At 43.3% G+C, this 25,693-nt stretch carries 24 protein-coding genes; 20 read left to right on the top strand and 4 right to left on the bottom strand.

The features are described from left to right. The first annotated feature begins 81 nt into the window (after positions 1–81). The 4 genes from prfB (at position 82) to ACNORC_RS10535 (ending at position 4,664) form a co-directional block, all read left to right on the top strand. Positions 82–1,180, top strand: a protein-coding gene (prfB, locus tag ACNORC_RS10550) for a peptide chain release factor 2 (protein WP_418335603.1) whose coding sequence is annotated in 2 segments (ribosomal slippage) — positions 82–144 and positions 146–1,180 — 1,098 coding nt in all. Because the reading frame shifts where the segments join, the coding sequence is not laid out codon by codon here. A 40-nt stretch (positions 1,181–1,220) separates the two neighbouring features. Beyond that, positions 1,221–1,565 (top strand): arsenate reductase (glutaredoxin), encoded by a 345-nt coding sequence (gene arsC, locus ACNORC_RS10545; protein WP_418335602.1) that lies wholly within the window; start codon positions 1,221–1,223, stop codon positions 1,563–1,565. Between the two features lie 87 nt (positions 1,566–1,652). Next, complete coding sequence (locus tag ACNORC_RS10540; protein WP_418335601.1) at positions 1,653–2,039, top strand: hypothetical protein; 387 nt, start codon at positions 1,653–1,655, stop codon at positions 2,037–2,039. Positions 2,040–2,120: 81 nt separating this feature from the next. Next, the gene (locus ACNORC_RS10535; protein ID WP_418335600.1) at positions 2,121–4,664 is read left to right on the top strand and encodes a TonB-dependent receptor; all 2,544 of its coding nucleotides are present in this window, start codon (positions 2,121–2,123) and stop codon (positions 4,662–4,664) included. Between the two features lie 101 nt (positions 4,665–4,765). Here the strand turns inward: ACNORC_RS10535 and ACNORC_RS10530 are convergent, their stop codons facing one another. Beyond that, complete coding sequence (locus ACNORC_RS10530; protein WP_418335599.1) at positions 4,766–4,939, bottom strand: hypothetical protein; 174 nt, start codon at positions 4,937–4,939, stop codon at positions 4,766–4,768. 194 nt (positions 4,940–5,133) lie between these two features. On the opposite strand from ACNORC_RS10530, the gene fumC reads away from it, so the two are divergent. Further along, a complete protein-coding gene (fumC, locus tag ACNORC_RS10525; RefSeq protein ID WP_418335598.1) occupies positions 5,134–6,531 on the top strand; it encodes a class II fumarate hydratase in 1,398 nt (465 codons plus the stop codon). Between the two features lie 91 nt (positions 6,532–6,622). Continuing rightward, positions 6,623–7,060, top strand: coding sequence for a hypothetical protein (locus ACNORC_RS10520; protein WP_418335597.1), 438 nt, complete (start codon positions 6,623–6,625; stop codon positions 7,058–7,060). Here ACNORC_RS10520 and hutH read toward each other — a convergent pair. Continuing rightward, positions 7,033–8,535, bottom strand: a complete 1,503-nt coding sequence (hutH, locus tag ACNORC_RS10515; RefSeq protein ID WP_418335596.1) for a histidine ammonia-lyase — start codon at positions 8,533–8,535, stop codon at positions 7,033–7,035. The genes ACNORC_RS10520 and hutH overlap by 28 nt on opposite strands. Positions 8,536–8,556: 21 nt before the next feature. Further along, on the bottom strand, positions 8,557–10,086 hold the full coding sequence (locus ACNORC_RS10510) for an NAD(P)H-hydrate dehydratase (protein WP_418335595.1): 1,530 nt from the start codon (positions 10,084–10,086) through the stop codon (positions 8,557–8,559). A 141-nt stretch (positions 10,087–10,227) separates the two neighbouring features. On the opposite strand from ACNORC_RS10510, the gene gcvT reads away from it, so the two are divergent. The 7 genes from gcvT (at position 10,228) to ACNORC_RS10475 (ending at position 15,943) form a co-directional block, all read left to right on the top strand. Further along, on the top strand, positions 10,228–11,310 hold the full coding sequence (gene gcvT / locus ACNORC_RS10505) for a glycine cleavage system aminomethyltransferase GcvT (protein WP_418335594.1): 1,083 nt from the start codon (positions 10,228–10,230) through the stop codon (positions 11,308–11,310). A 3-nt stretch (positions 11,311–11,313) separates the two neighbouring features. Then, complete coding sequence (locus tag ACNORC_RS10500) at positions 11,314–12,132, top strand: sugar nucleotide-binding protein (protein WP_418335593.1); 819 nt, start codon at positions 11,314–11,316, stop codon at positions 12,130–12,132. 85 nt (positions 12,133–12,217) lie between these two features. Further along, the gene (locus ACNORC_RS10495; protein WP_418335592.1) at positions 12,218–12,508 is read left to right on the top strand and encodes a 4a-hydroxytetrahydrobiopterin dehydratase; all 291 of its coding nucleotides are present in this window, start codon (positions 12,218–12,220) and stop codon (positions 12,506–12,508) included. 65 nt (positions 12,509–12,573) lie between these two features. After that, entirely contained in the window at positions 12,574–13,296 is a 723-nt protein-coding gene (locus ACNORC_RS10490; protein WP_418335591.1) for a YebC/PmpR family DNA-binding transcriptional regulator, read from the top strand. Between the two features lie 58 nt (positions 13,297–13,354). Next, entirely contained in the window at positions 13,355–14,245 is an 891-nt protein-coding gene (locus ACNORC_RS10485; RefSeq protein ID WP_418335590.1) for a cation diffusion facilitator family transporter, read from the top strand. Between the two features lie 105 nt (positions 14,246–14,350). Beyond that, positions 14,351–15,079 (top strand): NYN domain-containing protein, encoded by a 729-nt coding sequence (locus tag ACNORC_RS10480; RefSeq protein WP_418335589.1) that lies wholly within the window; start codon positions 14,351–14,353, stop codon positions 15,077–15,079. 12 nt (positions 15,080–15,091) lie between these two features. Beyond that, positions 15,092–15,943 (top strand): pirin family protein, encoded by an 852-nt coding sequence (locus ACNORC_RS10475; RefSeq protein WP_418335588.1) that lies wholly within the window; start codon positions 15,092–15,094, stop codon positions 15,941–15,943. Between the two features lie 52 nt (positions 15,944–15,995). Here the strand turns inward: ACNORC_RS10475 and ACNORC_RS10470 are convergent, their stop codons facing one another. Next, the gene (locus ACNORC_RS10470) at positions 15,996–19,223 is read right to left on the bottom strand and encodes a cytochrome c biogenesis protein (protein WP_418335587.1); all 3,228 of its coding nucleotides are present in this window, start codon (positions 19,221–19,223) and stop codon (positions 15,996–15,998) included. A 127-nt stretch (positions 19,224–19,350) separates the two neighbouring features. Here ACNORC_RS10470 and ACNORC_RS10465 point away from each other — a divergent pair, with 127 nt between their 5' ends. From ACNORC_RS10465 to ACNORC_RS10435, 7 genes are all read left to right on the top strand, one after another. Then, the gene (locus ACNORC_RS10465) at positions 19,351–20,115 is read left to right on the top strand and encodes a Rossmann-like and DUF2520 domain-containing protein (RefSeq protein WP_418335586.1); all 765 of its coding nucleotides are present in this window, start codon (positions 19,351–19,353) and stop codon (positions 20,113–20,115) included. Next, entirely contained in the window at positions 20,099–20,608 is a 510-nt protein-coding gene (locus tag ACNORC_RS10460) for a KdsC family phosphatase (protein WP_418336162.1), read from the top strand. Before ACNORC_RS10465 ends, ACNORC_RS10460 begins: the two co-directional genes overlap by 17 nt. After that, the gene (locus ACNORC_RS10455; RefSeq protein ID WP_418335585.1) at positions 20,608–20,934 is read left to right on the top strand and encodes a DMT family transporter; all 327 of its coding nucleotides are present in this window, start codon (positions 20,608–20,610) and stop codon (positions 20,932–20,934) included. Before ACNORC_RS10460 ends, ACNORC_RS10455 begins: the two co-directional genes overlap by 1 nt. A 3-nt stretch (positions 20,935–20,937) precedes the next feature. Continuing rightward, positions 20,938–21,855, top strand: a complete 918-nt coding sequence (locus ACNORC_RS10450) for a geranylgeranylglycerol-phosphate geranylgeranyltransferase (RefSeq protein ID WP_418335584.1) — start codon at positions 20,938–20,940, stop codon at positions 21,853–21,855. Between the two features lie 5 nt (positions 21,856–21,860). Next, positions 21,861–22,448, top strand: coding sequence for a Maf-like protein (locus ACNORC_RS10445; RefSeq protein ID WP_418335583.1), 588 nt, complete (start codon positions 21,861–21,863; stop codon positions 22,446–22,448). A gap of 43 nt (positions 22,449–22,491) precedes the next feature. Then, positions 22,492–23,031, top strand: coding sequence for a mechanosensitive ion channel domain-containing protein (locus ACNORC_RS10440; RefSeq protein WP_418335582.1), 540 nt, complete (start codon positions 22,492–22,494; stop codon positions 23,029–23,031). Positions 23,032–23,103: 72 nt separating this feature from the next. After that, entirely contained in the window at positions 23,104–25,632 is a 2,529-nt protein-coding gene (locus tag ACNORC_RS10435) for a PIG-L family deacetylase (protein ID WP_418335581.1), read from the top strand. Positions 25,633–25,693 lie beyond the last annotated feature (61 nt).

Below are 25,693 nucleotides of genomic sequence, written 5' to 3'. Positions count from 1 at the left end.
TGAGAAAGCTAAAACTATAAAATAATCGTAAATTAGTTTTCAGGAAATAGGTTAAATTCTATTTTTGCTCAAAATCGAATTATGATTACTACAGATACTATTAAAGATCTCAAAGATCGCCTGGTTGCGTTAAGGAGGTATCTTTGACGTTGATGCCAAAAAAATAGAAATTACCAACCTGCAGGAGAAAACCCTTGCTCCCGATTTCTGGAACGATCCCAAAAAAGCCGAAATTCTTGTAAAAAATCTCAACGCCGAGAAAAAGTGGGTGGACGATTTTGAAGAAGGTGTTACCCTTGTTGAAGATCTCGAGGTCATCTACGAGTTCTTTAAAGAAGGCGAAGCCACTGCGGAAGATGTAGAAGAACGCTACCAGAAATCTCTTTCTCTTATAGAAAAACTGGAGTTCAAGAACATGCTTTCTGAAGAAGGTGACAGCCTGAGTGCTGTGCTCCAAATTACGGCGGGTGCCGGGGGAACTGAAAGTTGTGACTGGGCCGAAATGCTCATGCGTATGTATTTGATGTGGGCAGAAAAGAGCGGTTTCAAGATCAAAGAGCTCAACTATCAGGGCGGAGAGGTTGCCGGAGTGAAAACTGTGACTCTTGAAATTGAAGGAGATTTTGCTTTTGGCTGGCTAAAAGGGGAAAACGGAGTGCACCGCCTGGTGCGGATCTCACCATTTGACAGTAATGCCAAAAGACATACTTCTTTCGCATCTGTATACGTCTACCCTCTTGCCGATGAAACCATAGAGATCGCCATTAATCCGGCTGATATTTCCTGGGAGACCATGCGCTCCTCGGGTGCTGGAGGCCAAAACGTGAACAAGGTGGAAACCGCCGTTCGTTTGCGCCACGCCCCTTCAGGAATTGTTATTGAGAATTCTGAAACCCGCTCACAGCTGGAGAACAAGAACAAGGCCATGCAGTTGCTGAAGAGTCAGTTGTACGAGATCGAACTTCAGAAGCAACAGGCGCAAAGGCGCGAGATCGAGGACTCAAAAATGAAGATAGAATGGGGTTCTCAAATCAGGAACTATGTGATGCATCCTTATAAACTCGTCAAAGACGTGAGAACCGGAGAAGAGACCGGAAACGTTGATGCAGTTATGGATGGAGAAATTGATCAATTCCTGAAGGCTTATCTCATGATGATGGGACAAAAAGTTGAGGAATAGTATTCAAAAATGACATTTTTAAGAACCTAAATTAATATTCATGATCACCATTTATCACAATGCCCGTTGCAGAAAATCGAGGGAAGGTCTGGAGTTACTTAATGAATCGGGAAAGGATTTTGAAGTGAGGGAGTATTTAAAGGAACCTGTTTCTGAAGCAGAATTAAAGCAAATCCTTGACAAACTGGGAATGGCTCCAATAGAACTGGTACGTACCGAAGAAAAAATTTGGAAGGAGAATTACCGGGACAGGGATCTTACCGATGACGAACTCATCAGGATCATGACCGAAAATCCAAAGCTTATTCAGCGCCCCATTGTAGTAAAGGATAATTCTGCAGTGGTGGGAAGACCTGCTGAAAGGATCAAAGAGCTACTGGATTAACAGGATTTTAAACTGATATTCTGAGATTTAACCCGTCATTAACCCTTTAAAAGGACTCACTTCGTTAAATTTAGAAAAACGAAGTCTATGAATTTTCCGAAGAAATATCAGATCTTAAGTATTTTCAGCATTCTTTTCCTTACCTCAACAGTAGTTTTTGCGCAGAGTATAGGTCAGGGCAATCCTGATCGCGAATTGCGAGAAGCCGCGGAGGAGGCTGCGGCCATGTGGCAGGATAAACTGGCGCTTACCTCCAAACAAACGGACCTGATGGAACGAAAAATTATTGAGTTCGCCATTAAAAAAAACAGGCTGATCCAATCTAAAATGAGAGAAGAAGCTAAGACAGAACGTCTGCGCCGGCTTCAGGAACTGGAAAATAAGGATATGAGGAATATCCTGACCAAACCACAGTACGATCTGTACATACAACTGCAAAAAGAACGGATTAGGAATCAGGGCGGCAAAAAGTGAAAGTCTTCTTAAAATTTTAAAATTTGCCCCGGTCGCTTTAAACCATTCTGCCCTTTCAGGGTCATAGTATAAAAATCACCTATGATCTCAGAAAGACGAGCTTTATTTTTTAGCGCCTTTATTTTACTATTTTTCTTTTCTTATAATGTAGTTGCACAAAGACCTGAACCACCTGAGTTCATGGTTTCGGGGAAAGTGACCGATGAAGCAGGAACTCCCCTGGAATACGCAACCATTTCTTTTCAAAGCACCCGTAATCCCGATAAACTTACAGGAGGCATCACCGATGCGCAAGGTACCTACGCTATAGAAGTACCTCGCGGGGTCTATAATATTACTATTGAATTTATAGGATTCGGACCAAAGAGTTTCCCCAACCGGCAGATCAATGCTGACCTCAATCTTGGAACTACTGTTTTGGGAATGGCTGCAGGTGAACTGGAAGAAGTAGTGGTGACCGCAGAAACCACTCAGGTAGTAGTAAGGCTCGACAAGAAGATCTATAATATAGGAAAAGACCTCACTACTGCAGGAGGAACAGTTGCAGATGCATTGAACAATGTGCCATCTGTTTCCGTTGACATCGAGGGCGGAATTAGTCTTCGAGGGAATGAAAATGTAAGGATCCTTATTAACGGAAAACCTTCAGCAATGGCCGGGTTTGGAAATACAGACGTTTTGTCTCAGCTTCCGGCCGATGCAATTGATCGCGTGGAGGTGATCACCTCTCCTTCTGCCCGCTATGACGCCGAAGGAACAGCAGGTATCCTGAATATTATCCTGAAAAAGGAAAAAACACTCGGGTTCAACGGATCAGTTTCAGCACAAGTTGGAGATCCTGATCAGTTGGGGCTTTCTGCCAATGTGAATTTAAGGACCGACAAATTCAACATTTTTAACACCACAGGTTTCCGCTATTTCGACGCCCCAGGTAATTCTTTTGCCGATACCCGATATTTCAATTATATCGACGATGAAACAGGAGAACTGGTAGAGCCCGAAGTGAATCGCTCTATTGAAGACCGAACCTACGACCGGCTTAACAGGAATTTTTATACCAGCCTGGGAGCCGAATATTTCATAACCGATATGTCTTCCATTACCGCTACCGGTTTCTACAGGTATGGAGAAGATGAAGATTTGACCACCAATAACAGCACAGAATTTACTGATGAAGGAACCCTGAGAACCGTTCGGAAAGAGAATGAGATCGAAAATGATAACAGTTACCAGATAGCGCTTAACTATATTAATAAATTCAACGAAAGCGGACATCAGTTAACTGCCGATTTTCAATACGAAAGAGATGAGGAAACCCAGGAAGCAGATATAAATGAGCAAATAATCTCAAATACTACAGTTGAAGATCCTTTCTTCCCACTGGAGGAGACGTACACAACAGAAACCCAGAATGAATATTTAGTGCAGACCGACTATGTAAGGCCAATTGGAGAAGATGCCCAGTTTGAAGCCGGTTACCGCGGAAATTTCGAAGAAGAAGTGACCGATTATGAATTACGAATTGAGAATAGAACCACAGGTAACCTGGATGTGGACCCGTTAACCAATGTCTTTACCTATACTGAAAATGTAAACTCTTTTTACAGCCAGTACGGAAATAAATTCGGACAATTCTCATTCCTTTTAGGATTGCGACTGGAGAACACTCAGTTAAAAGGAAAAATAGATTCAGGGCTTACCGAGGACGAGTTAAGGGAGGAGTTTAATATTCCTATTGATACCGATTTCGATAATAATTATCTGGGGCTGTTCCCTACTGTCAACCTAATCTACGAATTGGGAGAGCAGGAGAATATTACCCTGGGGTACAACCGCAGGATCAACAGGCCACGTGGATGGTTCATCAACCCTTTTCCTTCCAGGGCCAGCCGTACCAATATTTTCCAGGGGAATCCTAATCTGCAGCCTGCGTTCTCAAACGCATTCGACCTGGGTTATCTTAAAAGATGGGAGAAATTGACCCTCACATCCTCGGTATATTACCAACACGAAACTGACTCTTTTGAAAGAGTAGAACAGAGTTCCACCGTGGACAATGAAGACGGAACAACAACTCAAATAATCAGGACCATTCCTATTAACCTTTCTACCAATACCCGTATCGGTGCAGAGGCAGGCTTACTTTACAATCCTGCAAAATGGCTTCGACTGAACGGAAGTTTCAACTTCTTCCAGTTTGATACTGATGGAGATTATAATGGAGTAGACTACAGCGCGAAAAACACGAGTTACTTCGCCAGATTCAGTTCAAAAGTGTCTTTACCGTGGAAGATCGACTGGCAGACAAATGCCTTCTACCGTGGTGCTTCAGAAGATGCGCAAAGGAGAACTGAAGGTCTTTTATCTATAGACATGGCTCTAAGTAAAGAGTTATTTAATGACAATGCTTCACTTACCCTAAATGTGAGAGACCTGCTGAATGCACGAAAAAGAGAGTCCTTCACTACTACAGAATTCTTTGAAAGAGATAGCCGCTTCCAGTGGAGACAGCGTAGCATTACTCTTTCATTCACATACAGGTTCAACGAGCAAAAAAGAAATCAACAACGAAGAGACCGTCAGGAAAATGGCAATGACGACATGAATGGTGATGGAGAGTTTTAGTGGTTTGTTAGTCAGAAAAAAGTCATCTGAAAAGATGACTTTTTTTGTTTCCGGTATTTCTGAAGAGGCACAAAAAAAAGGACTTTTTCAAGTCCTTCCTTTTATTCTTTTTCTTTCTCCCGGCGTTTCTTTTCTTTTCTTTCATCCAGCATTTCTTTTACTGAACCACCTATCCAGTAAGGAATAATAGCTGTCAAGAATATCATAACCCAAAATCCTATAAGAAGAATTATAAGGAAGGCTAAAAACCCAAGATATTGATCAAATTCAAACATGATTTTCCTGATTTTTGAATCTTTGCCAAAGATAGAAACTCTTTTAAGTTATCACAATAGTTTTTATTTTATTTTATGAATGCCAAATCCCCTCATTGCTTGAGAAGTAACTCTCATCGCTCCTCTAATTTTGTGTGATTTTTAGACCAATAATATGCGCGAAACTGTAAATTTGTAACAAATCATTAACTACTATGGACTACAGAATAGAAAAAGATACAATGGGCGAAGTTAAAGTCCCTGCCGATAAATTGTGGGGTGCCCAAACTGAACGTTCCCGGAATAACTTTAAAATTGGTGCTCCCGGCAGTATGCCTCTGGAGATCATCTACGGATTTGCCTATCTGAAGAAAGCTGCCGCTTTTACCAACTGTGAACTGGGTGCACTTTCAGTAGACAAAAGAGATATGATCGCAAAAGTGTGCGATGAGATCCTGGCCGGTAAGCACGATGATCAGTTTCCACTGGTGATCTGGCAGACAGGTAGCGGCACTCAGAGTAACATGAATGTCAACGAGGTTATTGCTAACCGCGCCCATCAATTAGCCGGAAAAACGATCGGAGAAGGAGAAAAAACCCTGGCTCCCAACGATGACGTCAACAAATCACAATCCTCAAACGACACCTTCCCTACAGGAATGCATATTGCGGTCTATAAAAAGATCATAGAGGTAACAATTCCGGGGGTTAAACAACTGAGGAATACCCTTAAAAGAAAATCTGATGAATTCAAAGATGTAGTAAAGATCGGCCGCACCCACTTTATGGATGCCACTCCTCTAACGCTCGGGCAGGAATTCAGCGGATATGTCTCTCAACTCGATCACGGACTAATCGCACTTGAAAACACCTTACCTCACCTTTCTGAGCTTGCTTTAGGAGGAACCGCAGTAGGTACGGGACTTAATACTCCAAAAGGTTATTCTAAACGTGTAGCTGAGTTCATCGCAAAATTCACTGAACTTCCTTTTAAATCTGCTCCAAACAAATTTGAAGCATTGGCAGCTCATGATGCTTTTGTAGAAACCCACGGTGCTTTAAAGACGCTGGCTGTTTCTCTTAACAAGATCGCTAATGATGTGAGAATGCTAGCTTCAGGACCGCGCAGCGGAATTGGTGAGATCAATATACCTGCGAACGAGCCGGGATCTTCTATCATGCCTGGAAAAGTTAATCCAACTCAGGTAGAAGCACTTACAATGGTTTGTGCCCAGGTGATAGGGAATGACGTAACTATAAACGTTGGCGGTATGCAGGGACAATTCGAACTGAATGTCTTCAAACCGGTAATGGCTGCAAATATTCTTCAAAGCGCCCAGTTAATTGGTGATGCCTGTGCTTCGTTTGATGAGCATTGCGCAGTAGGTATTGAACCTAATAAACCAAGAATTAAAGAATTGCTGAATAATTCCCTAATGCTGGTAACTGCACTGAATACAAAGATCGGCTATTACAAAGCTGCAGAAATTGCAAATACTGCCCACAAAAATGGAACAACTCTTAAAGAGGAAGCTGTCAATCTTGGCTATGTAACTCCTGAAGAATTTGATGAGTGGGTCAATCCTAAAGATATGGTTGGAGGAATGAAATAATTCCTGTTCAAACCCTCTTCATAATAACGGTCAAAAAAAGCCTTTTTTGACCGTTATTTTTTTGTCTCATCATTTCTAATTGCAATAATTTATGCTAATTTCACGGCCAATTCCCTACACTACACAAATGAATAATGTTATTGAACTGGAGTTCGGCACAATAAGGATCTATGAAAATATCCTGGTAAGCGAACTAAATGAAGGTGTCCTCCTTGATGTTGAGAGCAATAGAAAGATACTACAAATAGGAACCGAGATCTTTAAAGAAGAAGGTTTCGGATATATTTCACACCGGCTTAACTCGTACGCAGTAGATCCAATGGTATACCGCGAATCTGCAGAACACCCGCACTTAAAAGCCATTGCGGTGGTTTCCAAAAGTGAGATGTCCAGAAAAAGCGCACAACTGGAAAAGAAATTCTATACAGATAAGAACCCTTTCCAGATCTTTAGCTGCCTTGAAGAAGCCAAGACCTGGATTGGGGATATTGTGACTGCAAACTACGCGAAAGAGAATTCGCCCAGCTGATAGTTTCCTATAAATTCTTTTGCCTTTTGAATAAAAGGGGCCATTACCACATCCTCTTTTACAAGGGGTACTTCTTTCCTGAATTCGGCAACTAATTCCTGCAGAAAAGGTGAGGTTTTGTACTTCCTGTAAGAAAGAGCCTGGGATGCATTATATAGCTCAATCGCCAGAATACTTTCCAGGTTTTCCAATACTTTGATCATTTTTGTGGCAGCATTTGCTCCCATACTCACATGATCTTCCTGGCCATTAGAGGAGACAATGGAGTCAATACTTGCAGGAGTACACAACTGCTTATTCTGACTTACTATACTGGCTGCCGTATACTGCGGGATCATAAAACCGCTGTTCAATCCGGGGGCGTCCACCAAAAAGGCAGGACCTCGAAGCCCTGAGACGAGCTGGTAGATCCTTCTTTCCGAAATATTTCCCAGTTCTGCCATGGCTATGGCCAGGTAATCAAGTGCCAGCGCCAGCGGCTGCCCGTGAAAATTTCCTCCGGAAATAATTTTGTCTGCATCCACAAAAATATTCGGATTATCGGTCACCGAATTGATCTCTGTCTTAAAAGATTTATGGACGAAATCAATGGTGTCTTTGGAAGCTCCATGTACCTGCGGAATACACCTGAAGGAATATGGATCCTGCACATTCTGCTTGGTTTGTTTTGCAATTTCACTTCCTTCCAGGATCTTCCTGAATCGTTCAGCCGTCTTCACCTGTCCTCTGTGTGGCCTTACCATGTGTACGAGCTCATCGAAGGGTGACATATTACAATCATAGGCATCAACAGAAAGAGCACCAATAACATCGGCCCAGGCTGAAAGCTTATAGGCCTTCAAAAGGGCATAGATCCCATGTCCACTCATGAACTGTGTTCCGTTTAGCAAGGCCAAACCTTCTTTAGACTGCAGCTTTAACGGCTCCCAGTCATACTTTTTCAGGACTTCTTCTGCCGGAACAATTTCACCTTCAAAATAGACTTCACCCTTACCAATTAAAGGAAGAGAAAGGTGGGCAAGCGGCGCAAGGTCTCCCGATGCACCCAACGAACCCTGGGAATAGATCACTGGCAGAATATCTTCATTGTAAAAATCGATCAGCCGCTTCACGGTTTGTAAAGAAACCCCGGAATGCCCGTAGCCGAGTGATTGTATCTTCAGCAGCAGCATGAGTTTCACAATAGGCGCTGATACTTTCTCCCCTGTTCCGCAGGCGTGGGACATCACCAGGTTTTCCTGCAGTTGGGTAAGATTTTCAGAAGAAATTTTCACGTTACACAGGGAGCCAAAACCTGTATTGATCCCATAGATAGGAGTTTTGTTCTCCTTCATTTTAGTGTCCAGATATTTTCTGGCCCTTTCAATATTCAGGACCGCCTCATCGCTCAAAGCAAGGCTCATATTCTGGTCCAGTATTTCCTGTATCTCTTCAAGATCGAGTACAGATGAGCTTATATAATGACAATCTCTCATTAGGTTGTGTAAAAATGTAGGTTAGTTTTCATTGTTTTCATCCTGCTTAAAAAGGTCGAGAATGGCAGGTCCCGCATGTGCAGCAATATCTCCGGCAATTGTGCCTTCATAGCTCAAATTTTCGGCAGCAAGATCACCGGCTTTTCCGTGGAGGTAAACTCCAAGTACGGCAGCAACTAAAGGTTCATATCCCTGGGAGATCAGTGAGGCGATGATCCCTGTTAACACATCTCCGCTACCGGCAGTTGCCATTCCGGGATTTCCGGAGTTGTTTATATAGATCTCTTCTGAAGTCACCGTAAAGGTATAGGCACCTTTGATCACCATGATCAAATTATGTTCCCTGGCAAGTTGCCTGGCTTTTTCAAGTTTGTCAAAATCATCTTTCCACTCGCCTATCAGGCGTTTCAGTTCACCGGGATGCGGGGTGAGGACAGTGCCTTCAGGAAGAAGTTTGAGGAACTCTTTGTTCTTTGAAAGTATATTAATTCCGTCGGCGTCAATCACCATGGGCTTTTTGTTCTTTTTCAGAAGCTGCTCAAAAGCTTGTTGGGTACTTTTACTGGTACCCACGCCCACTCCAAACCCGATCACAGAAGGATCAAGGTCAAATTCTATCTTACTGAGCGTTTTTTCATGCACATCGGTCAATACCATTGCTTCCGGAAGGGCTGTTTGCAGGATCTCGTACCCGCAGGCAGGAACATAGAAAGTGAGCATTCCCGCCCCGCTTCGTAAAGCTGCTGTTCCGCTGAGGCAAATACTTCCCATCTTTCCGTAGCTGCCGCCTACCAAAAGGGCATGCCCATAAGTACCTTTATGAGAAAATTTATTCCGTGGTCTGTAAAGGGCTTTGGCTTCCGGTTTTCCAATAAGCCTGGCGACCGGCTCGGTCTTTAATAAATGGTCACGGTCCAGCCCAATATCCAGCACCAGATAGTCTCCCACAAATTCGGCCGTTTCGGGAAGAAAAAAGACCAGTTTCGGAGTCTGAAAGGTAATGGTGAAACTGGCCCTGATTATATCATTTTTGGGATCTGTAGCGGCATCGGCCATTAAACCCGATGGCATATCAATGGCAAGGACAAAAGCACCGGACGAATTGATGTGGCGTACCAAACTGGCTACCCAATCTCCGAGAGGTCGATTGAGACCGATCCCAAAAATGGCATCTACCACAAAATCTCCTACAGATATTTCGGGAAAGTCCTCTTCAGATTTCAAGAGAACAGGCCAATTTTTAGTCAGGTTCTTAACGCGATCGTAATTGGTGAGGAATTCTGATGATCGTTGATCGCTGTAATTGACCACATAAATGGTCACATTATAACCCTGCTCGATCAACAAGCGCCCTACTACCAGTCCGTCGCCGCCATTGTTACCTATTCCGCAGAAGATCTTTACAGGAATGTCGGCATTCTGCAGGCGCCGGTGAATTTCTTCATAGACAAGGGTTGCAGCTCTTTCCATAAGATCAACCGAAGAAATCCCCTGTTTTTCCAGAGTTATTTGGTCAGCCTCCTTCAGTTGATGTGCCGAAAAGATCTTCATATTGGTCCTGCGGTTAAAAGTTTTACAAATATAGAATTTCCTGTGCGCTCTCTCTGAAGTTACAGAATTTCTCTTGAAAAATTCTCTAGAAACGGCTCTATCATTATTGAAATTAATAAATTTGGGCAAATTTATTTAGAAATGAAAAATACAGCCCTTACTTCTACCCATATCGCTTTGAATGCCAAAATGGTTCCTTTCGCAGGATATAATATGCCCGTTTCTTACGAAGGTGTCAATGCTGAACACGAAACCGTTCGTAAAGGAGTGGGAGTGTTTGATGTTTCCCACATGGGAGAATTTTTGATCACCGGCGAACATGCTCTGGAACTCATTCAAAGCATCAGTTCAAATGATGCCTCTAAGCTTGTCGACGGGAAAGCTCAGTATAGCTGCATGCCGAATGCCGAAGGTGGGATCGTGGATGACCTTATCATTTACAGGTTTAACGAAGAAAAATACCTTCTAGTAGTGAATGCTTCCAATATTGAAAAAGACTGGAACTGGATCTCACATCACAATACCATGGGTGCTACCATGCGTGATATTTCTGATGAATATTCCCTGTTGGCCATTCAGGGGCCAAAGGCTGCTGAAGCAATGCAGTCCCTAACAGATGTGGATCTTTCTGCCATTAAATTCTACACCTTCGAAGTAGCTCCTTTTGCCGGAGTGGAAAATGTTATTATTTCAGCTACAGGTTATACCGGTAGTGGCGGATTCGAGATCTATGTGAAGAATGAAGATGTACAGCAGGTGTGGGATCGCGTGTTTGAAGCCGGAAAAGATTTCGGAATAAAACCAATTGGCCTTGCTGCCCGCGATACCTTACGTCTGGAAATGGGATATTGCCTTTACGGAAATGATATAGATGACACTACTTCTCCAATAGAAGCCGGATTAGGTTGGATCACCAAGTTCACCAAAGACTTTGTAAACTCTGAAGCTTTAAAGGAGCAGAAGGAAAAAGGACCTGACCGAAAACTGATTGGTTTTGAACTCGATGAGAGAGGAATTCCAAGACAGGGTTATGATATTGTGGATGACAATGGCAAGGTTATTGGCGTGGTAACTTCCGGAACAATGTCTCCATCTCTTGAAAAAGGGATTGGGATGGGATATGTTCCAACAGAGGTTGCCGCCCCGGGAAGCAAGATATATATTCAGGTACGAAAAAAAGCTCTTCCTGCGACGGTGGTAAAATTACCGTTTTATAAAGGATAGTTTTTGAAGAAAATATTGATTTTAGGGGCCAGCGGCTTTATAGGCAATGCCTTGTATAAAGAGCTGTACCCTTATTTTAATACGCACGGCACATATAGAACAGATAATGCTTTCTTCGCCCGTAACAAGCAGTTCCATCAATGGGATGTAGAGCGGGAAAGCATTAGCTTTCTGTTAGAGAACCTGCGTCCTAACGTGATCGTTTCTGCCTTGCGTGGAAATTTCGATGCACAGATCTCTGCTCATTTCGAGATCATCGACTATATCTTAAGCAACAGGAACACCAAACTCATTTTCCTTTCATCGGCAAATGTCTTTGACGCTTTCACCAATTACCCTTCCTATGAGTATGACAAGACGCTCTCTCAAAGCATCTACGGAAGGTTCAAGATCAAAATTGAGAATGCACTGCTCCGACTGCCGAACCACAAGTATGTGATCGCACGGGTGCCGATGGTATATGGTGCTAATTCCCCGCGGGTACTGGAGATAAAAAAACAGATAAAGGAACACGAAGCGATCGAGGTCTTTTCTAATGTTGTGGTGAACGCAACGACAGAGCAGAAACTGACGCAGCAGTTACATTATATCATTAACCGTCAAAAACAGGGCGTTTTCCACCTGGGAAGCAACGATCTTATTCATCACAATGACCTGGTGGCCGAGATCTGTGAAGCTCTGGGTGAAAAAAAGCCATTTTTAATGAACGTTTTTGACTCCAACTTTGATCGCTTTTTGGCGGTGCTCCCCAAAGACAATCTTTTACCAAAAAACCTGCAGATCTCCATACAGGAAGTCGTTGCCAGTACGCTGGTCACCTGATGTTAATCTTCTACTAAAATCTGGCGGCTCCACCGCAACCTTTGAATATATAAGTAACTTCAGGGAAACTTAAAAAATATTCAGGATGAAAAAACTAACCGAACAGGAGATCCAATCAAAGTTAGAACAACTTGAAGGCTGGGAATATAAGGATGATGCCCTGGACACCTCTTTTCAGTTTGAAAATTTCAAAGAAGCTTTTTCTGTAATGGTACGCATTGCTTTTGAAGCAGAAGCCCAGCAACATCACCCCGAATGGTGTAATGTCTACAACGAATTGCAGATCTCGCTTTCTACCCATGACGCCGACGGAGTGACCGAAAAAGATTTCAAGCTGGCGCACAGCATAGAGCAAATTGTGGACTCCGGGGAATAATCCTTTTTCCTGCTTCTCAAGAATAGCTATTTTTCCTATTTTTACAGCCGATTTAAAATAATTTAATGGGAAGAGCATTCGAATTCAGAAAAGCGCGTAAAATGAAGCGTTGGTCAGCTATGGCCAAGGCCTTTACCCGTATTGGAAAAGATATTGTTATGGCTGTTAAGGAAGGAGGGCCAGATCCCGATTCCAACTCACGCCTTCGAGCGGTCATTCAGAACGCCAAGAGTGTGAACATGCCCAAAGACAATATTGAGCGTGCTATTAAGCGTGCCAGCGATAAAAACCAGGGCGACTATAAAATTGTACTTTTTGAAGGTTATTCCCCTCACGGCATCGCGGTTCTTGTTGAAACGGCGACAGATAATAACAATCGTACGGTAGCCAACATCCGCTCGTATTTCAATAAATGTGACGGAAATTTAGGAACTTCAGGTTCTGTGGAATTCATGTTCGATCACACCTGTAATTTCAAAATTCCTGCGGAAGGAATAGATGCCGAAGAACTTGAACTGGAGCTTATCGATTTTGGAGCCGAAGAGGTTTTCGAAGACGAAGATGGGATTTTGATCTATGCTCCTTTTGAAGCTTTTGGAGCCCTTCAGAAAGAACTGGAAAGCCGTGGTATCGAAATCATTTCTTCAGGATTTGAGCGCATTCCGCAGGTGACTAAAAAATTATCTCCGGAAGAAGCAGCAGACGTTGAAAAGCTGTTGGAAAAACTGGAGGAAGATGAAGATGTACAGCACGTATATCATACCATGGAAGAATCTGAAGAAGAATAAGTCCGGGAAATCAACGCACAAAAGGTCAATTTTTTAATTGGCCTTTTTTTATCATTTTATGGAAACCGAAAAACATCAAAAAGCAATACGAGCCTCTTACCTGAGTATGGGAGGTAATGCATTGCTGGCAGTGATCAAAGCGATTACCGGGATCTTCGGAAATTCCTATGCTCTTATAGCTGATGCAATTGAATCTACCACCGATGTTTTTTCTTCGCTGCTGGTATTGCTCGGTCTGCGTTATTCTGCACGCCCGCCTGACGAAAACCATCCTTATGGACATGGTAGGGCTGAACCTCTCGTGACCTTTGCAGTTGTAGGTTTCCTTATCGTTTCAGCTACAGTGATCGTGCTGGAGAGTATTGAAAACATACAAACTCCACAAAAAGTTCCGGAGTCTTATACTTTAATCGTTCTGGCCGCTATCATTATTATCAAAGAGATCTTTTATCGCTTTGTAAATAAGAAAAGTACAGAGACTCAAAGCACTTCCCTCAAAGCCGATGCGTGGCATCATCGCAGTGACGCCATAACTTCTTTAATGGCGTTCATCGGAATTTCCATCGCCATTTTTATGGGAAAAGGTTATGAGACCGCAGATGACTGGGCCGCACTTTTTGCCGCCGGATTTATACTTTACAATGCATGGCTCATTCTGAGACCGGCACTGGGTGAAATTATGGATGAACACCTATATGACGACCTGGTAGAGGAAATCCGAAATGTTTCCCACACCGTTCCCGGCGTGATTGAAACCGAAAAGTGTTTTGTTAGAAAAACAGGAATGACCTATCATGTGGACCTACATGTGATTGTGGATGGAGATCTCACAGTGAACAAAGGACACGAAATAGCACACGATCTCAAAAATACCCTTTTAAGAGAGTTACCAGACCTGGCTGATATTCTCATACATATAGAACCCGATAATATCAAGCATTCCAATTAGGCAAACCGGCTCCCACTCTTTCCTAAAAAAATATTAATCCACACTACGGCTCCTGCAGGTCCTTACATTTATCCCTATCTTTATTGAAAAATAAAGTAATATTACATGGATACACGATTAGCGGTATTAATTGACGGCGACAATATTCCTTCTGCCTATGTAAAGGAAATGATGGAAGAGATCGCCAAATACGGCAACCCCACGATAAAAAGAATTTACGGTGACTGGACCAAACCACACCTTGTAAAATGGAAAAATGTGCTGCTGGAAAATGCAGTAACCCCTATTCAGCAATATGGCTACACTCAGGGTAAGAATGCGACAGATTCTGCCATGATTATTGACGCGATGGATATTCTATATTCAGGAAAAGTTAACGGATTTTGTCTCGTTTCCAGTGACAGTGATTTCACCCGCCTGGCCACAAGACTCCGTGAAGCCGGTATGAACGTTATTGGAATTGGAGAAAAGAAAACTCCCGATCCATTTATTGTTGCCTGTGACAGGTTCATCTATATTGAGATCCTGAAACAACAGACCAAAGAAAGTAGTAAGGAAAAGGAGACCAAGAAAAGCGATTACGACAAGATCACTCCAAAAGTGGTAAAACTAATTGCCTCTACCATTTCTGATGTTGCCGATGATGACGGCTGGGCATTTCTGGGAGACGTGGGAAGCCTCCTTCAAAAGAAGCAGCCTAACTTTGACTCCCGTAATTACGGATTTCAGAAGCTTACGCCTATGATCAATTCCATAGATAAATTTGAAATTGAATCGCGGGAGAATCAGCGCGGTGGTAAATACAAGCTGATCTACGTGCGGAATAAGGACTAAAAATCACTCTTTATGAGAACTATCCGGAATATTTATGAAGCTGAATACAGGCCTATTGCCGATCTGAAGACATATTCCCCCATGCCCACCGCAAACCTGCGGATGATAGATCCATTCCTGTTCCTCAACCACCACGGGCCACAAAAATATCCACCGGGCAACCGCGGACTACCTTTTGGTCCACATCCGCATCGTGGGATGGAAACAGTGACTTTTATTCTCGACGGTGACATTGCTCATAAAGATTCTGGAGGCAACAAGAGCGTGATCGAAAGCGGTGGTGTACAATGGATGACTGCAGGCAGCGGACTCATTCATTCTGAAGTATCTTCAGAAAAATTTCTGAAAGAAGGAGGGGATCTGGAGATCCTGCAGTTATGGGTCAACTTACCTGCCAAACTTAAGATGACCGATCCTTTTTACAAGGGTCTTCAAAAAGGGGAAATTCCGCAGGTTTCTTTTGACGACGGGAAGGTGACAGCACAGGTCATTTCCGGAAGTTTAAGTGACCGCCGGGGTGCTTTCGAAACCCTTAGCGAAATTCACCTCAGCACTCTCTTCTTTAAGTCGGGAGGCGTTTTTTCCACACGGGTTCCAAAGTCACACAATATACTGTGTTACGTAATTCGGGGAGAGATCAGGATCAATGGAGAAAATATTCATTCTCTAAAACTCGTGGAATTCAACAATGATGACGAGCAGCTGCGCATAGAGGCTTTGGCAGACAGTGTGGTGCTTTTTGGTCATTCAGAGCCCTTTAATGAACCTGTCGTGGCCCGTGGTCCTTTTGTGATGAACACGGTTGAAGAAATTAATCAGGCTTACGAGGATTTCCAGAATGGAAAGATGGGCAGGCCCGCCTAGTCCAACATGATATTAAAAAGGAAAAATCCTGCCACATGGCAGGATTTTCTTTTTATTGATCAGGGTTCAGTTTCTTTTTCTTCTTTTTCTTTTTCAGAAAATCTTCAGTAAGCCGATTCCTGTTTCCTTTTTTATAGAACTTTTTGAATCGGTAATAAGAAAAGATACCCAGCAAGCCCACGATCCCAATTGAATAATACACAAAATTAGGCGTGATCACTTTATCCCCGCTTGCGTAAGAGTGCAACCCTGAGAGATAGAAGTTCACTCCAAAATAAGTCATCATAATACTCGCAAAAGACACTACAGCCATAAAGTTGAACAACCATCTGCTTCGTAATCCTGGAACAAGTCGCATGTGGATCACAAAGGCATAGACCATAATACTTATCAAGGCCCAGGTTTCCTTTGGATCCCATCCCCAGTAACGGCCCCAGCTTTCGTTGGCCCATTGCCCTCCAAGGAAGTTCCCGATGGTAAGCATAACTAAACCTACAGTCAAAGCCATTTCGGTAATTATGGTGATCTCTTTAATAGTGAGATCCATCTTTTTCTTATTATCATGATTGGTGAGGATCATCAAAATGAGAGACACCAGCCCCAGGATCATTCCCAGGGTAAATGGCCCATAACTCGCCACAATAATAGAAACGTGGATCATTAGCCAGTAAGAATCCAGTACAGGTTGCAGGTTAGCTATTGAAGGATCCATCCAGTTCCAGTGAGCGATCATCAGGATCATCGAAGTCACGAAGGCAGTTGATGCCAGAGTAAGATCACTTTTTCTTCCGAAGAGAAGTCCGAATAGCATTGTGGCCCAGGCTACATAGATCATCGATTCATACGCATCACTCCAGGGCGCATGGCCCGAAAGGTACCAACGAGCGGCCAGTCCTGCGGTGTGCAGCACAAAGAAGGCAACAATGGCAATGGTGCTCAAGCCAATAAGGCTTCGGATGGTCTTATTGTCCTTAAAAATATTAATGATCACAAAGAACAGCATAACTACCCCTGCGAGCATATACATCCAAAAAAGGTTTCTGAAGACATCATACTCATTGTAAAGGATCTCGGTCTCGATCTTTCTTTCAGAAGGCATTACTTCACTTCCGAATTTTCTCTGGAAGCCTTTGATACTTTCCAGGAATTCATTGGCTTTTTCGTAGTCTCCGGTCTTTCTAGCCTCGCGAAGCGCACTGAAGTAAAGTGGAAAGATCTGTTGAGTGTACAGCGAATCCATTCCTTTAAATCCTGCTTCAGCAGCCTCCGGATACGAAGCCCATTTATTGTTCTCATCTCCCGGAATGGGGAAAATACGCAGCACTTTTCCCTGCAACGCATTGTAAAGGAGATTTACCTTCTGGTCTGTATCAATAAAATCTTTTTGGAATTGGTTCGGAACCGCAGCCTGATAAGCACTTTCCAGGTACGGACTCAACTTATAATATCCTTCTGTATCAAAAAAACTGGTGAGTGCCAGGTACTTTTGATCTTCGGAAACTCCCGCAATATGCCTGATGCTGTCGTTCCCTCTTTTTACGTTGATCAAAGGAACATTGTACCAAAGCGTCGGATTTTCGGTCATTGACATGATCACCTGGTCTGCTGTCAATCCTTCGTAAGAATCACTTTTGCTTAGTTTCCGAAGTAATTCCGAAGAATAGGTGTTGACAGGTTTCATTCTTCCGCCGGCATCCTGCACGACCAGCTTTCCGAAGTCGGCAGCATGCTCTTCAGGAACCACATTGGCCCTGATAATAGAATCTATCTTCTCTTTAGAAATTGCAATGGGAGAATTCTCATGCTGATGCTCCTGCTCCTGAGCAAAACCGGTAACAGAAAGGAAAGATACCAGAATGGCAGCAGTGAGCTTCGCCTTCTTTTTCTTCACCTTCTTCAACATTCTTTTAAGTTCTCCAAAACGGGAACCTCTGTCAAACAAGATCCATAACAGCCCTATGTACAGCAATGTGTAGCCAATATAAGTGATCCAGGTTCCCCAGAAATCGTGGTTTACGGAAAGTACTGTTCCTTTTTCATCGGGATCAAAAGATGCCTGGAAAAAGCGATAACCTTCGTAGTCCAGAACGTGGTTCATAAATATCTCGTAAGGAAAACTTTTATCCTCATCAATAACAGTGATCTTACTTTTAAAGGAAGAATAGCTTTTTTCGGTACCCGGATATTTTTCGGCTATGAAATCGTTCAGTTTAATTGAAAATGGTAATTCCAATTCTTTGGAGCCGTATTTCACGAAGATCTCAAGACCTCCTAATTTCAGCATTTTTGGATCCTGAATTATACCTTTTCCTCCCAGCAGGCTCACCACTTCAGATTCGCCGGCTGTAGATACCCGCACTTTTACGGCATCCTGTTGTCCCTGGCTTTTTTCTTCAGTAGGAACCACTCCGTATCTTCCTTTCACTGCAGGTTCAGGCAACACAAATTGCATTCCCCCAAGGTTATAAAGAGAGCGGAGCATTAAAGTTTGGGTACTGTCTTCCTGCACCTGCCCCTCCAGCCTGTCTGCCATACGCATAAAAGATCCCGAGAAGGGAGAAGATATCTTGTACTCTCCATCCTCTAAAATGATATTTATAGCCCCTTCTGTAAATTTATTAAAGGCGAACAGCACATTGTGGATACTGGTCACCTCCCCTTCTTTTAAGTAATGATCATGACGGTTACCGCCACCGGCTTCCACGATCTTCAGGTAATTTTCTCCCTGCGGATCTTCGATCAAACCTTCTTCGGCTCCATGTATGTACTCCAGGATCTCGAACTTGACAGGTTGTCCATTAAAATCGGTATCAAATGAATATTCATTATTGGCTCCCGGTGCAAGAAGTACTTCAAAAGGCACTTCCCTCCTCCTTGGTTCGCCATTGATCTCTCCATCCATTAAGGTGGTGAGATAGGTCTTTTCTGAAAGAAAGGTATTTTCTGTAGCGCCTTCCCGTATTGGCATCATCCCTTCATAACTAATGTACCGGGTAATAAAAGCCCCGATCAAAATAAAGATGAAGGCCAGGTGCAGCAGCAAGGAAGACCATTTTTCCCTTTTATGAAGTTTATATCGCACGATATTTCCGGCGAAATTGACTACAAAAAGAGCCATTATTACTTCAAACCAGAGGGCATTATAGATCCAGACTTTTGCAGTTGCGGTGCTGTACCAGTTTTCGATGAATGTTCCCAAAGCCATGGCCACGGCAAAAACAACAAAGAGAACGGCCATTAAACGGGTGGAAAAGAGAACAGATGCTATTTTCTTTTGCATGGAGGATTGCGTTTTTAAACGGGGCAAAAGTAAGCATTTTTAATGTTTTAGGATTTTTTTAGGACCAGTATTTCAGGAAACAGGGTGCAGCAAAAGGAGTGGTGATTTTTTTTAATAATTTAGCCGCATGATAGATCTTGTCCTGCTGGGTACCGGAAATGTTGCAACTCACCTTTTTAAAGCCTTTAGCGCTTCAAAAGAGGTAAACGTTGTCCAGGTCTACAATCATTCCGAAGAAAGCCTTAAAACTTTTAAAGAAACCACTGCAGTAACTACATCTTTGGGAGAACTGGCTCCGGCTGATGTTTACCTGCTCGCTCTTAAGGACGATGCCATTCCTGAAGTTGCCGAAAAACTGGAAAATTGCACCGCTCTTGTTGCACATACCTCGGGCGCTGTTGAAATGGATATGCTTCAAAAATGTTCCCGCAGAGGGGTGTTCTACCCGCTGCAGACCTTTTCTAAAGAAAAAACTCTGGACTATTCTGAAATTCCTTTTTGCCTCGAGGCTAACAGTTCTGAAGATCTGGAACTGCTAAAAAAAATGGCAATTGAGATTTCCGGAAAGGCTTATGAGATCTCTTCGGCCCAGCGAAAAAAGATACATTTGTCAGCAGTTTTTGTATGCAATTTCGTCAACCACCTTTACGCGGTGGGAGAAAAGATCTGCAGGGAAAATGAGATTCCATTTGAGATCTTGCAGCCGCTGATAAAAGAAACTGCCGCAAAAATTCAGAATGTTTCTCCTGCTGAAGTACAGACGGGACCCGCTATTCGCAATGACAGAACTACCATTACAGCTCACCTGGAGCAATTAAACGATCCTGAAAACAAAAAGATCTACGAACTACTAACACATGCCATTCAAAAATTCCATGGAAAAGAACTATAAAGAATTCCTTTCAAAGATCACCACTTTCATTTTTGATGTAGACGGCGTCCTTACTGACGGCTCTATTCAAATCAGCACTAACGGAGACCTGCTGCGCACCATGAACATCAAAGACGGATATGCAATGAAACATGCCATGTCTAAGGGCCTTACTGTTTGTGTTATTTCCGGAGGGAATAACGAAGGAGTACGACATCGTCTGAGAGGTCTCGGGCTTACCGATATTTACCTCGGTTGCCCCGATAAGGTGGAACAAATGGAAGAATTCTTTGACATCTACGATATCAAGCCTGAAGAGGTGCTATACATGGGTGACGACCTTCCAGATTATTACGCGATGCAAAAAGTAGCACTACCCTGTTGTCCACAAGACGCAGTGCCTGAGATCAAAGAGATCTCCAGGTATATTTCCCACAAAAAAGGAGGAAAAGGCTGCGTTCGTGATGTTATTGAACAGGTAATGAAAGTCCAGGGGACCTGGATGGAAGAATAATGAATTGGATCCTTCTCATAATAGCCGGATTATTCGAAGTGGGATTTGCAACCTGCCTGGGAAAGGCCCGGGAAACCAGTGGCCAAATTTCCCTTTTTTGGATGTTAGGATTCTTCGCCTGTCTTAGCATCAGCATGACCTTACTCTATAAAGTCACTCAAACACTTCCCATAGGTACCGCCTACGCGGTATGGACCGGAATTGGCGCTTTCGGAACCGTTCTAATAGGAATTTTTATCTTCAAAGAACCAGTCCATTTCTGGAGGTTATTCTTTTTATTCACCCTCATCTGCTCTATTATCGGACTCAAATTTGTTTCAGCTTAAACCATGGCAATAATCCCCTTTTTGAAGCTCATCAGATGGCCGAACCTTCTTATGATCTTCCTGACTCAATTTTTGGTGAAGTATTTTCTTTTCGAACCTTTCAACATTGCGGTGAGTCTAGGGTGGATTGGATTTTCATTACTAGTGATCTCCATGATGGCTTTGGCTGCCGCCGGAAATATTATCAACGATCTTCATGATCTGGAAACTGACAGCATAAACAAACCGGAAAAACTTATTATTGGCACCAAAATTTCAGAAAGAGCAGCTTATAACTGGTATATCGCACTCAATATTCTCGGGGTTGGGATCGGTTTCTACCTGTCCAACCTCGTAGGAAGGCCATCGTTTACTGCGCTGTTCATTATCCCTTCTGCTTTTTTGTATTTCTACGCTACCCAGATCAAAGGAACTGTACTGGTGGGAAACCTGGTTGTGAGCATCATGGTGGCCATGATAATTGTGATGGTGGGGATCTTTGACCTCGTTCCGGCAATTAATCCGCAGAACCGCAGCACGCAGCGGGTAATATTTTCGATCCTTGTCGACTACGGGATCTTCGCTTTCTTATTGAATTTTCTTCGGGAAGTAATCAAAGACCAGGAAGATATACAGGGAGATTACAAGGCCGGATATCAAACTTTGCCCGTGATTCTAGGTAGAAAGCGTACCAATAATCTCATATTTCTGTTAAGCATACTTCCTTTGGCGGGCGTTCTTTATTATATTTACGAATACCTCTTTGAACATACGGCCGCAGTTTTATATGCGCTGTTATTGGTGGTTGCGCCCCTGCTCTATTTTATGATAAAGCTGTTACAGGCCGAAACAAAGAAACATTACCGGCACCTAAGCCTGCTATTAAAGCTGATCCTGTTTGCAGGATTGGTTTCCATCGGGTTGTACCGGTTCATTTTATAAAAATTATGCTACCGGACATTCTTAAAGATCACCATATAATTTTAGCTTCAGCCTCCCCCAGGAGGCAACAATTTTTCAGGGACCTGCGAATTGATTTCGAGATCAGGCTTAAACCTGTTAAAGAAGAATATTCAACCGAGCTGCAGGGAGTGGAGATCACTAATTTTCTTGCAGAGCTAAAAGCCGAAGCTTTTAAGGAAGATCTTAACACCAACGATATCCTCATTACCAGCGACACCATTGTATGGCATGAGGGCAAGGCTCTTGAGAAACCGAAAGATCCTGCACAGGCGCTGGAAATGATACGTTCTCTCTGCGGAAAGACTCACGAGGTGATCACTTCTGTATGTTTTACCACTTCTGAAAAGCAGAAAACTGTGCATGCCATTACCCGCGTTACCTTTAGTCCGCTTTCAGACGATGAGATCAAATTCTATATTGACACTTATCGTCCTTTTGACAAAGCCGGAGCTTACGGGATCCAGGAATGGATAGGTCTCATAGGGGTGGAGCATATTGAGGGCAGTTATTTCAATGTGGTAGGCCTGCCCACCCATCTCGTTTATCAAACGCTTCTGGAGATAGCTGAATAAATTCACATTTTAGAATAGTATCTTTGCTGAAACCCAATTAATCATGAAAGAAGTTTTTTTTGGATACACCCACCAGATCATTTACACCTTTGTAGTTATACTGGTTTTATTCATCATTCAAAAGATCCTGAAAAAAACTGCTCAGCGTATCGGTCATCAAAGTGACCTGCACGTAACCCGAATAAAACTGATGTTTAAGTACATCAATATTCTCATTACCATTATAGCCATCTTTCTTCTGGCCCTCACGTGGGGCTATGGCGCTGCCGATCTGGCCCTTATCTTCTCTTCGGCTTTCGCCATTATTGGGGTGGCCATGTTTGCTATCTGGTCAATCCTCAGCAATATTACTGCAGGGATCATCCTTTTCTTCTCCTTTCCGTATAAGATAGGCAGCAAGATCAAGATCCACGACAAGGACCTTCCGGTTGAGGCGGTCATTGAAGATATCAAGGCTTTCCACCTTCACCTGCGTACTATGGATGGTGAACTCATCACGTATCCCAACAACCTTATCCTCCAAAAAGCGGTTTCTTTGATCGAAAAAGACTACGCTACAGACGAAGGTAAGGATGCGCTTTAACAAAAGGATCTAAAAGTCCGACTTAAGAAGGGAATCTTTTTATATTTGAAAAGTATCAAAAGTAATTACATCATGCGCAAGCTGTTTTGCTTATTCTTTATTCTCCTGTTTACAGGCCTTCATGCACAGCAACCTGAAAAACTTAATTCTTCGGAAATTTACCGGGAGATCAAGAAATTGAACTTTTTAGGATCTGCCTTGTATGTTGCTGCTCATCCCGATGATGAGAACACCCGCCTGATCTCTTATTTAAGCAATGAATTACATGCCCGCACCGCCTATCTTTCAATGACGCGCGGTGATGGGGGTCAAAACCTGATAGGGCCACAGCTGAGAGAATTACTCGGCGTAATTCGAACCCAGGAACTACTGGCAGCCCGCCGAATTGATGGAGGAGAACAATACTTTACCCGCGCCAACGACTTCGGATATTCCAAAAATCCGGAAGAAACTTTAAGTATCTGGAATGAGGAGGAGATCCTGAAAGATGTGGTGCGAACCATTCGCAACTTTCAACCTGATGTTATTATCAATAGATTCAATGCAGGTTCTGCAGGTGAAACCCATGGTCATCACACTTCCTCAGCCCTGTTAAGTACTAAAGCATTTGAAGTGTCGGGAGACCCATCGGTATTTCCGAATCAGGCTAAAGAACTGGGAACATGGCAGCCAAAAAAGCTATTTTTTAACACCTCTCCCTGGTTCTACGATTCCCGTGAAGCATTTGAAGCGGCCGATAAATCTAATTTTCTGGAATTCGATACCGGAGTTTACGATCCTTTGACGGGCATGTCAAACACAGAGATCGCCTCCCTCAGCCGCAGTCAGCACCGCTCACAGGGCTTTGGCAGCACAGGTTCCCGCGGAAAAGAGCCGGAATACATCGAACTAATTGGAGGACAACAGCCTGAAGACAGTGAAGATCTTTTCGCGGGTATCAATACCACCTGGAGCAGGATCAAAGGCGGAAAGGAAATCGGAGACATTCTGTACAAAGTAGAAAAGGATTTCAATTTTAAAGATCCTTCAGCCAGCCTTCCTGACCTGGTAAAAGCTTATCAGTTAATTGAAAACCTGGAAAACGAACACTGGAGAAAGATCAAATCGGAGCAAATTCGGGAGATCATTGCGGCCTGCGCCGGCCTATACATGGAAGCCGTCGCCGAAGCCCCACTGGCCACCCCGGGGGAATTTGTTAAACTAAGATTGGAAGCTATAAATCGAAGTTCACAACCGATGGAACTCAAATCGGTTTCCGCATTGCCTGTAAAAGAAGGTATCAATCCGACTACAAGCCTTCAGGAAAACCAATCCTGGAACGGTAGCCTGAATTTCAGAATAACGGAAAATGAGGAATTTACCAGTCCTTACTGGCTACGGAAAAAAGGTAGTTTGGGAATGTATGCCGTGAATGAAGATGAACTCATTGGCCAACCCGAAACTCCGAGGAAATATAAAGCCGAATTCCGTATTGCGTTTGACGGTGTGGATGTTCCTTTCCGCAGGACGATCGTCTACAAAAGAAATGATCCCGTGAAAGGAGAAGTTTATCTACCGTTTGAGATCGTTCCGCAGGTTTCATTAGCGATGGATTCCGAAGTGTTGATCTATGCAAATGGAGCTTCAAAAGTTGTTCCGGTGACCTTAACTGCTTTGAGGGATTCGGTAAGCGGAAGTCTGAGGATCGCAAAAGTAGCCGACTGGCAGATCGAGCCGGTAACTTACACATTTGGACCTCTGATCAAAGGAGAATCACAAACTTTCAATTTCACCGTTACTGCCCCTAAGTTTCAAAGTACAGCAGTATTTAAGCCGGTGGCAACAGTCAGCGGAAAGGAATATTCCAAGCAAGTAGTGCAGCTTGATTATGAACACATTCCACTGCAAACCCTGGTCCTTCCTGCTGAAACGAAACTGGTGAAACTGGATATCCAAAAAAGAGGAAATCTGATAGGTTATATTGAAGGCGCAGGAGATGTGGTTCCCGAAGCCTTGGAACAAATTGGTTATAAGGTAGAAAAGATTGCTCCCGAAGAGATCTCTCCATCTTATCTGAAGAAATATGACGCTGTTGTCATCGGCATCAGAGCCTACAATACGGTAGCAGCATTAAAACATAAGCAACAGGAACTGTTCGATTACGTCAAAGCGGGAGGAAACCTGGTGGTGCAGTACAATACCAGTCGCGGTTTGGTCACTGATGATCTCGCACCTTATCCATTAAAACTTTCCCGTGACAGGGTTACCGACGAGAACGCTACAGTAACATTACTAAACCAGGAACATCCGGTGCTCAACTCTCCCAACAAGATAAGTCCCAAAGATTTTGAGGGCTGGGTACAGGAACGCGGACTATATTTTCCGGATGAATGGGGAACAGAATTCACTCCGCTGCTTTCAATGAGCGATCCCGGAGAGGCACCTACTTCCGGAAGTCTTTTGATCGCTCCTTATGGAAAAGGTTATTACGTGTATACAGGGCTGAGTTTCTTCAGAGAATTTCCTGCGGGAGTACCGGGTGCATTCAGATTGTTCGCCAACCTACTCTCTTTGGGAAAATCAGATAGCAACGCTTCAGCTTCAAAAAAGGCTTCCAACTGATGAATCTTCCGAAGAAATACCACTGGAAAAAATCGTACACCATTGTCCTGGTGGCCAATGC

It is taken from the genome of Salinimicrobium soli, from assembly GCF_048323655.1.
In the GTDB taxonomy this organism is placed as follows: Bacteria; Bacteroidota; Bacteroidia; order Flavobacteriales; family Flavobacteriaceae; genus Salinimicrobium; species Salinimicrobium soli.
The sequence above is the reverse complement of the archived record's forward strand: the minus strand, read 5'-3'. Positions and strand labels throughout refer to the sequence as shown.

Excerpts from the sequence above, each read along its gene's own strand:
- ACNORC_RS10510 (WP_418335595.1), bottom strand. The coding sequence starts at position 10,086 with ATGAAGATCTTTTCGGCACATCAACTGAAGGAGGCTGACCAAATAACT.
- ACNORC_RS10485 (WP_418335590.1), top strand. The coding sequence starts at position 13,355 with ATGGAAACCGAAAAACATCAAAAAGCAATACGAGCCTCTTACCTGAGT.
- arsC (WP_418335602.1), top strand. The coding sequence starts at position 1,221 with ATGATCACCATTTATCACAATGCCCGTTGCAGAAAATCGAGGGAAGGT.
- ACNORC_RS10520 (WP_418335597.1), top strand. The coding sequence starts at position 6,623 with ATGCTAATTTCACGGCCAATTCCCTACACTACACAAATGAATAATGTT.
- ACNORC_RS10465 (WP_418335586.1), top strand. The coding sequence starts at position 19,351 with ATGATAGATCTTGTCCTGCTGGGTACCGGAAATGTTGCAACTCACCTT.
- ACNORC_RS10495 (WP_418335592.1), top strand. The coding sequence starts at position 12,218 with ATGAAAAAACTAACCGAACAGGAGATCCAATCAAAGTTAGAACAACTT.
- fumC (WP_418335598.1), top strand. The coding sequence starts at position 5,134 with ATGGACTACAGAATAGAAAAAGATACAATGGGCGAAGTTAAAGTCCCT.
- ACNORC_RS10490 (WP_418335591.1), top strand. The coding sequence starts at position 12,574 with ATGGGAAGAGCATTCGAATTCAGAAAAGCGCGTAAAATGAAGCGTTGG.
- ACNORC_RS10440 (WP_418335582.1), top strand. The coding sequence starts at position 22,492 with ATGAAAGAAGTTTTTTTTGGATACACCCACCAGATCATTTACACCTTT.
- ACNORC_RS10530 (WP_418335599.1), bottom strand. The coding sequence starts at position 4,939 with ATGTTTGAATTTGATCAATATCTTGGGTTTTTAGCCTTCCTTATAATT.
- ACNORC_RS10480 (WP_418335589.1), top strand. The coding sequence starts at position 14,351 with ATGGATACACGATTAGCGGTATTAATTGACGGCGACAATATTCCTTCT.
- ACNORC_RS10540 (WP_418335601.1), top strand. The coding sequence starts at position 1,653 with ATGAATTTTCCGAAGAAATATCAGATCTTAAGTATTTTCAGCATTCTT.
- ACNORC_RS10455 (WP_418335585.1), top strand. The coding sequence starts at position 20,608 with ATGAATTGGATCCTTCTCATAATAGCCGGATTATTCGAAGTGGGATTT.
- ACNORC_RS10535 (WP_418335600.1), top strand. The coding sequence starts at position 2,121 with ATGATCTCAGAAAGACGAGCTTTATTTTTTAGCGCCTTTATTTTACTA.
- ACNORC_RS10470 (WP_418335587.1), bottom strand. The coding sequence starts at position 19,223 with ATGCAAAAGAAAATAGCATCTGTTCTCTTTTCCACCCGTTTAATGGCC.
- gcvT (WP_418335594.1), top strand. The coding sequence starts at position 10,228 with ATGAAAAATACAGCCCTTACTTCTACCCATATCGCTTTGAATGCCAAA.
- ACNORC_RS10475 (WP_418335588.1), top strand. The coding sequence starts at position 15,092 with ATGAGAACTATCCGGAATATTTATGAAGCTGAATACAGGCCTATTGCC.
- hutH (WP_418335596.1), bottom strand. The coding sequence starts at position 8,535 with ATGAGAGATTGTCATTATATAAGCTCATCTGTACTCGATCTTGAAGAG.
- ACNORC_RS10445 (WP_418335583.1), top strand. The coding sequence starts at position 21,861 with ATGCTACCGGACATTCTTAAAGATCACCATATAATTTTAGCTTCAGCC.
- ACNORC_RS10450 (WP_418335584.1), top strand. The coding sequence starts at position 20,938 with ATGGCAATAATCCCCTTTTTGAAGCTCATCAGATGGCCGAACCTTCTT.
- ACNORC_RS10460 (WP_418336162.1), top strand. The coding sequence starts at position 20,099 with ATGGAAAAGAACTATAAAGAATTCCTTTCAAAGATCACCACTTTCATT.
- ACNORC_RS10435 (WP_418335581.1), top strand. The coding sequence starts at position 23,104 with ATGCGCAAGCTGTTTTGCTTATTCTTTATTCTCCTGTTTACAGGCCTT.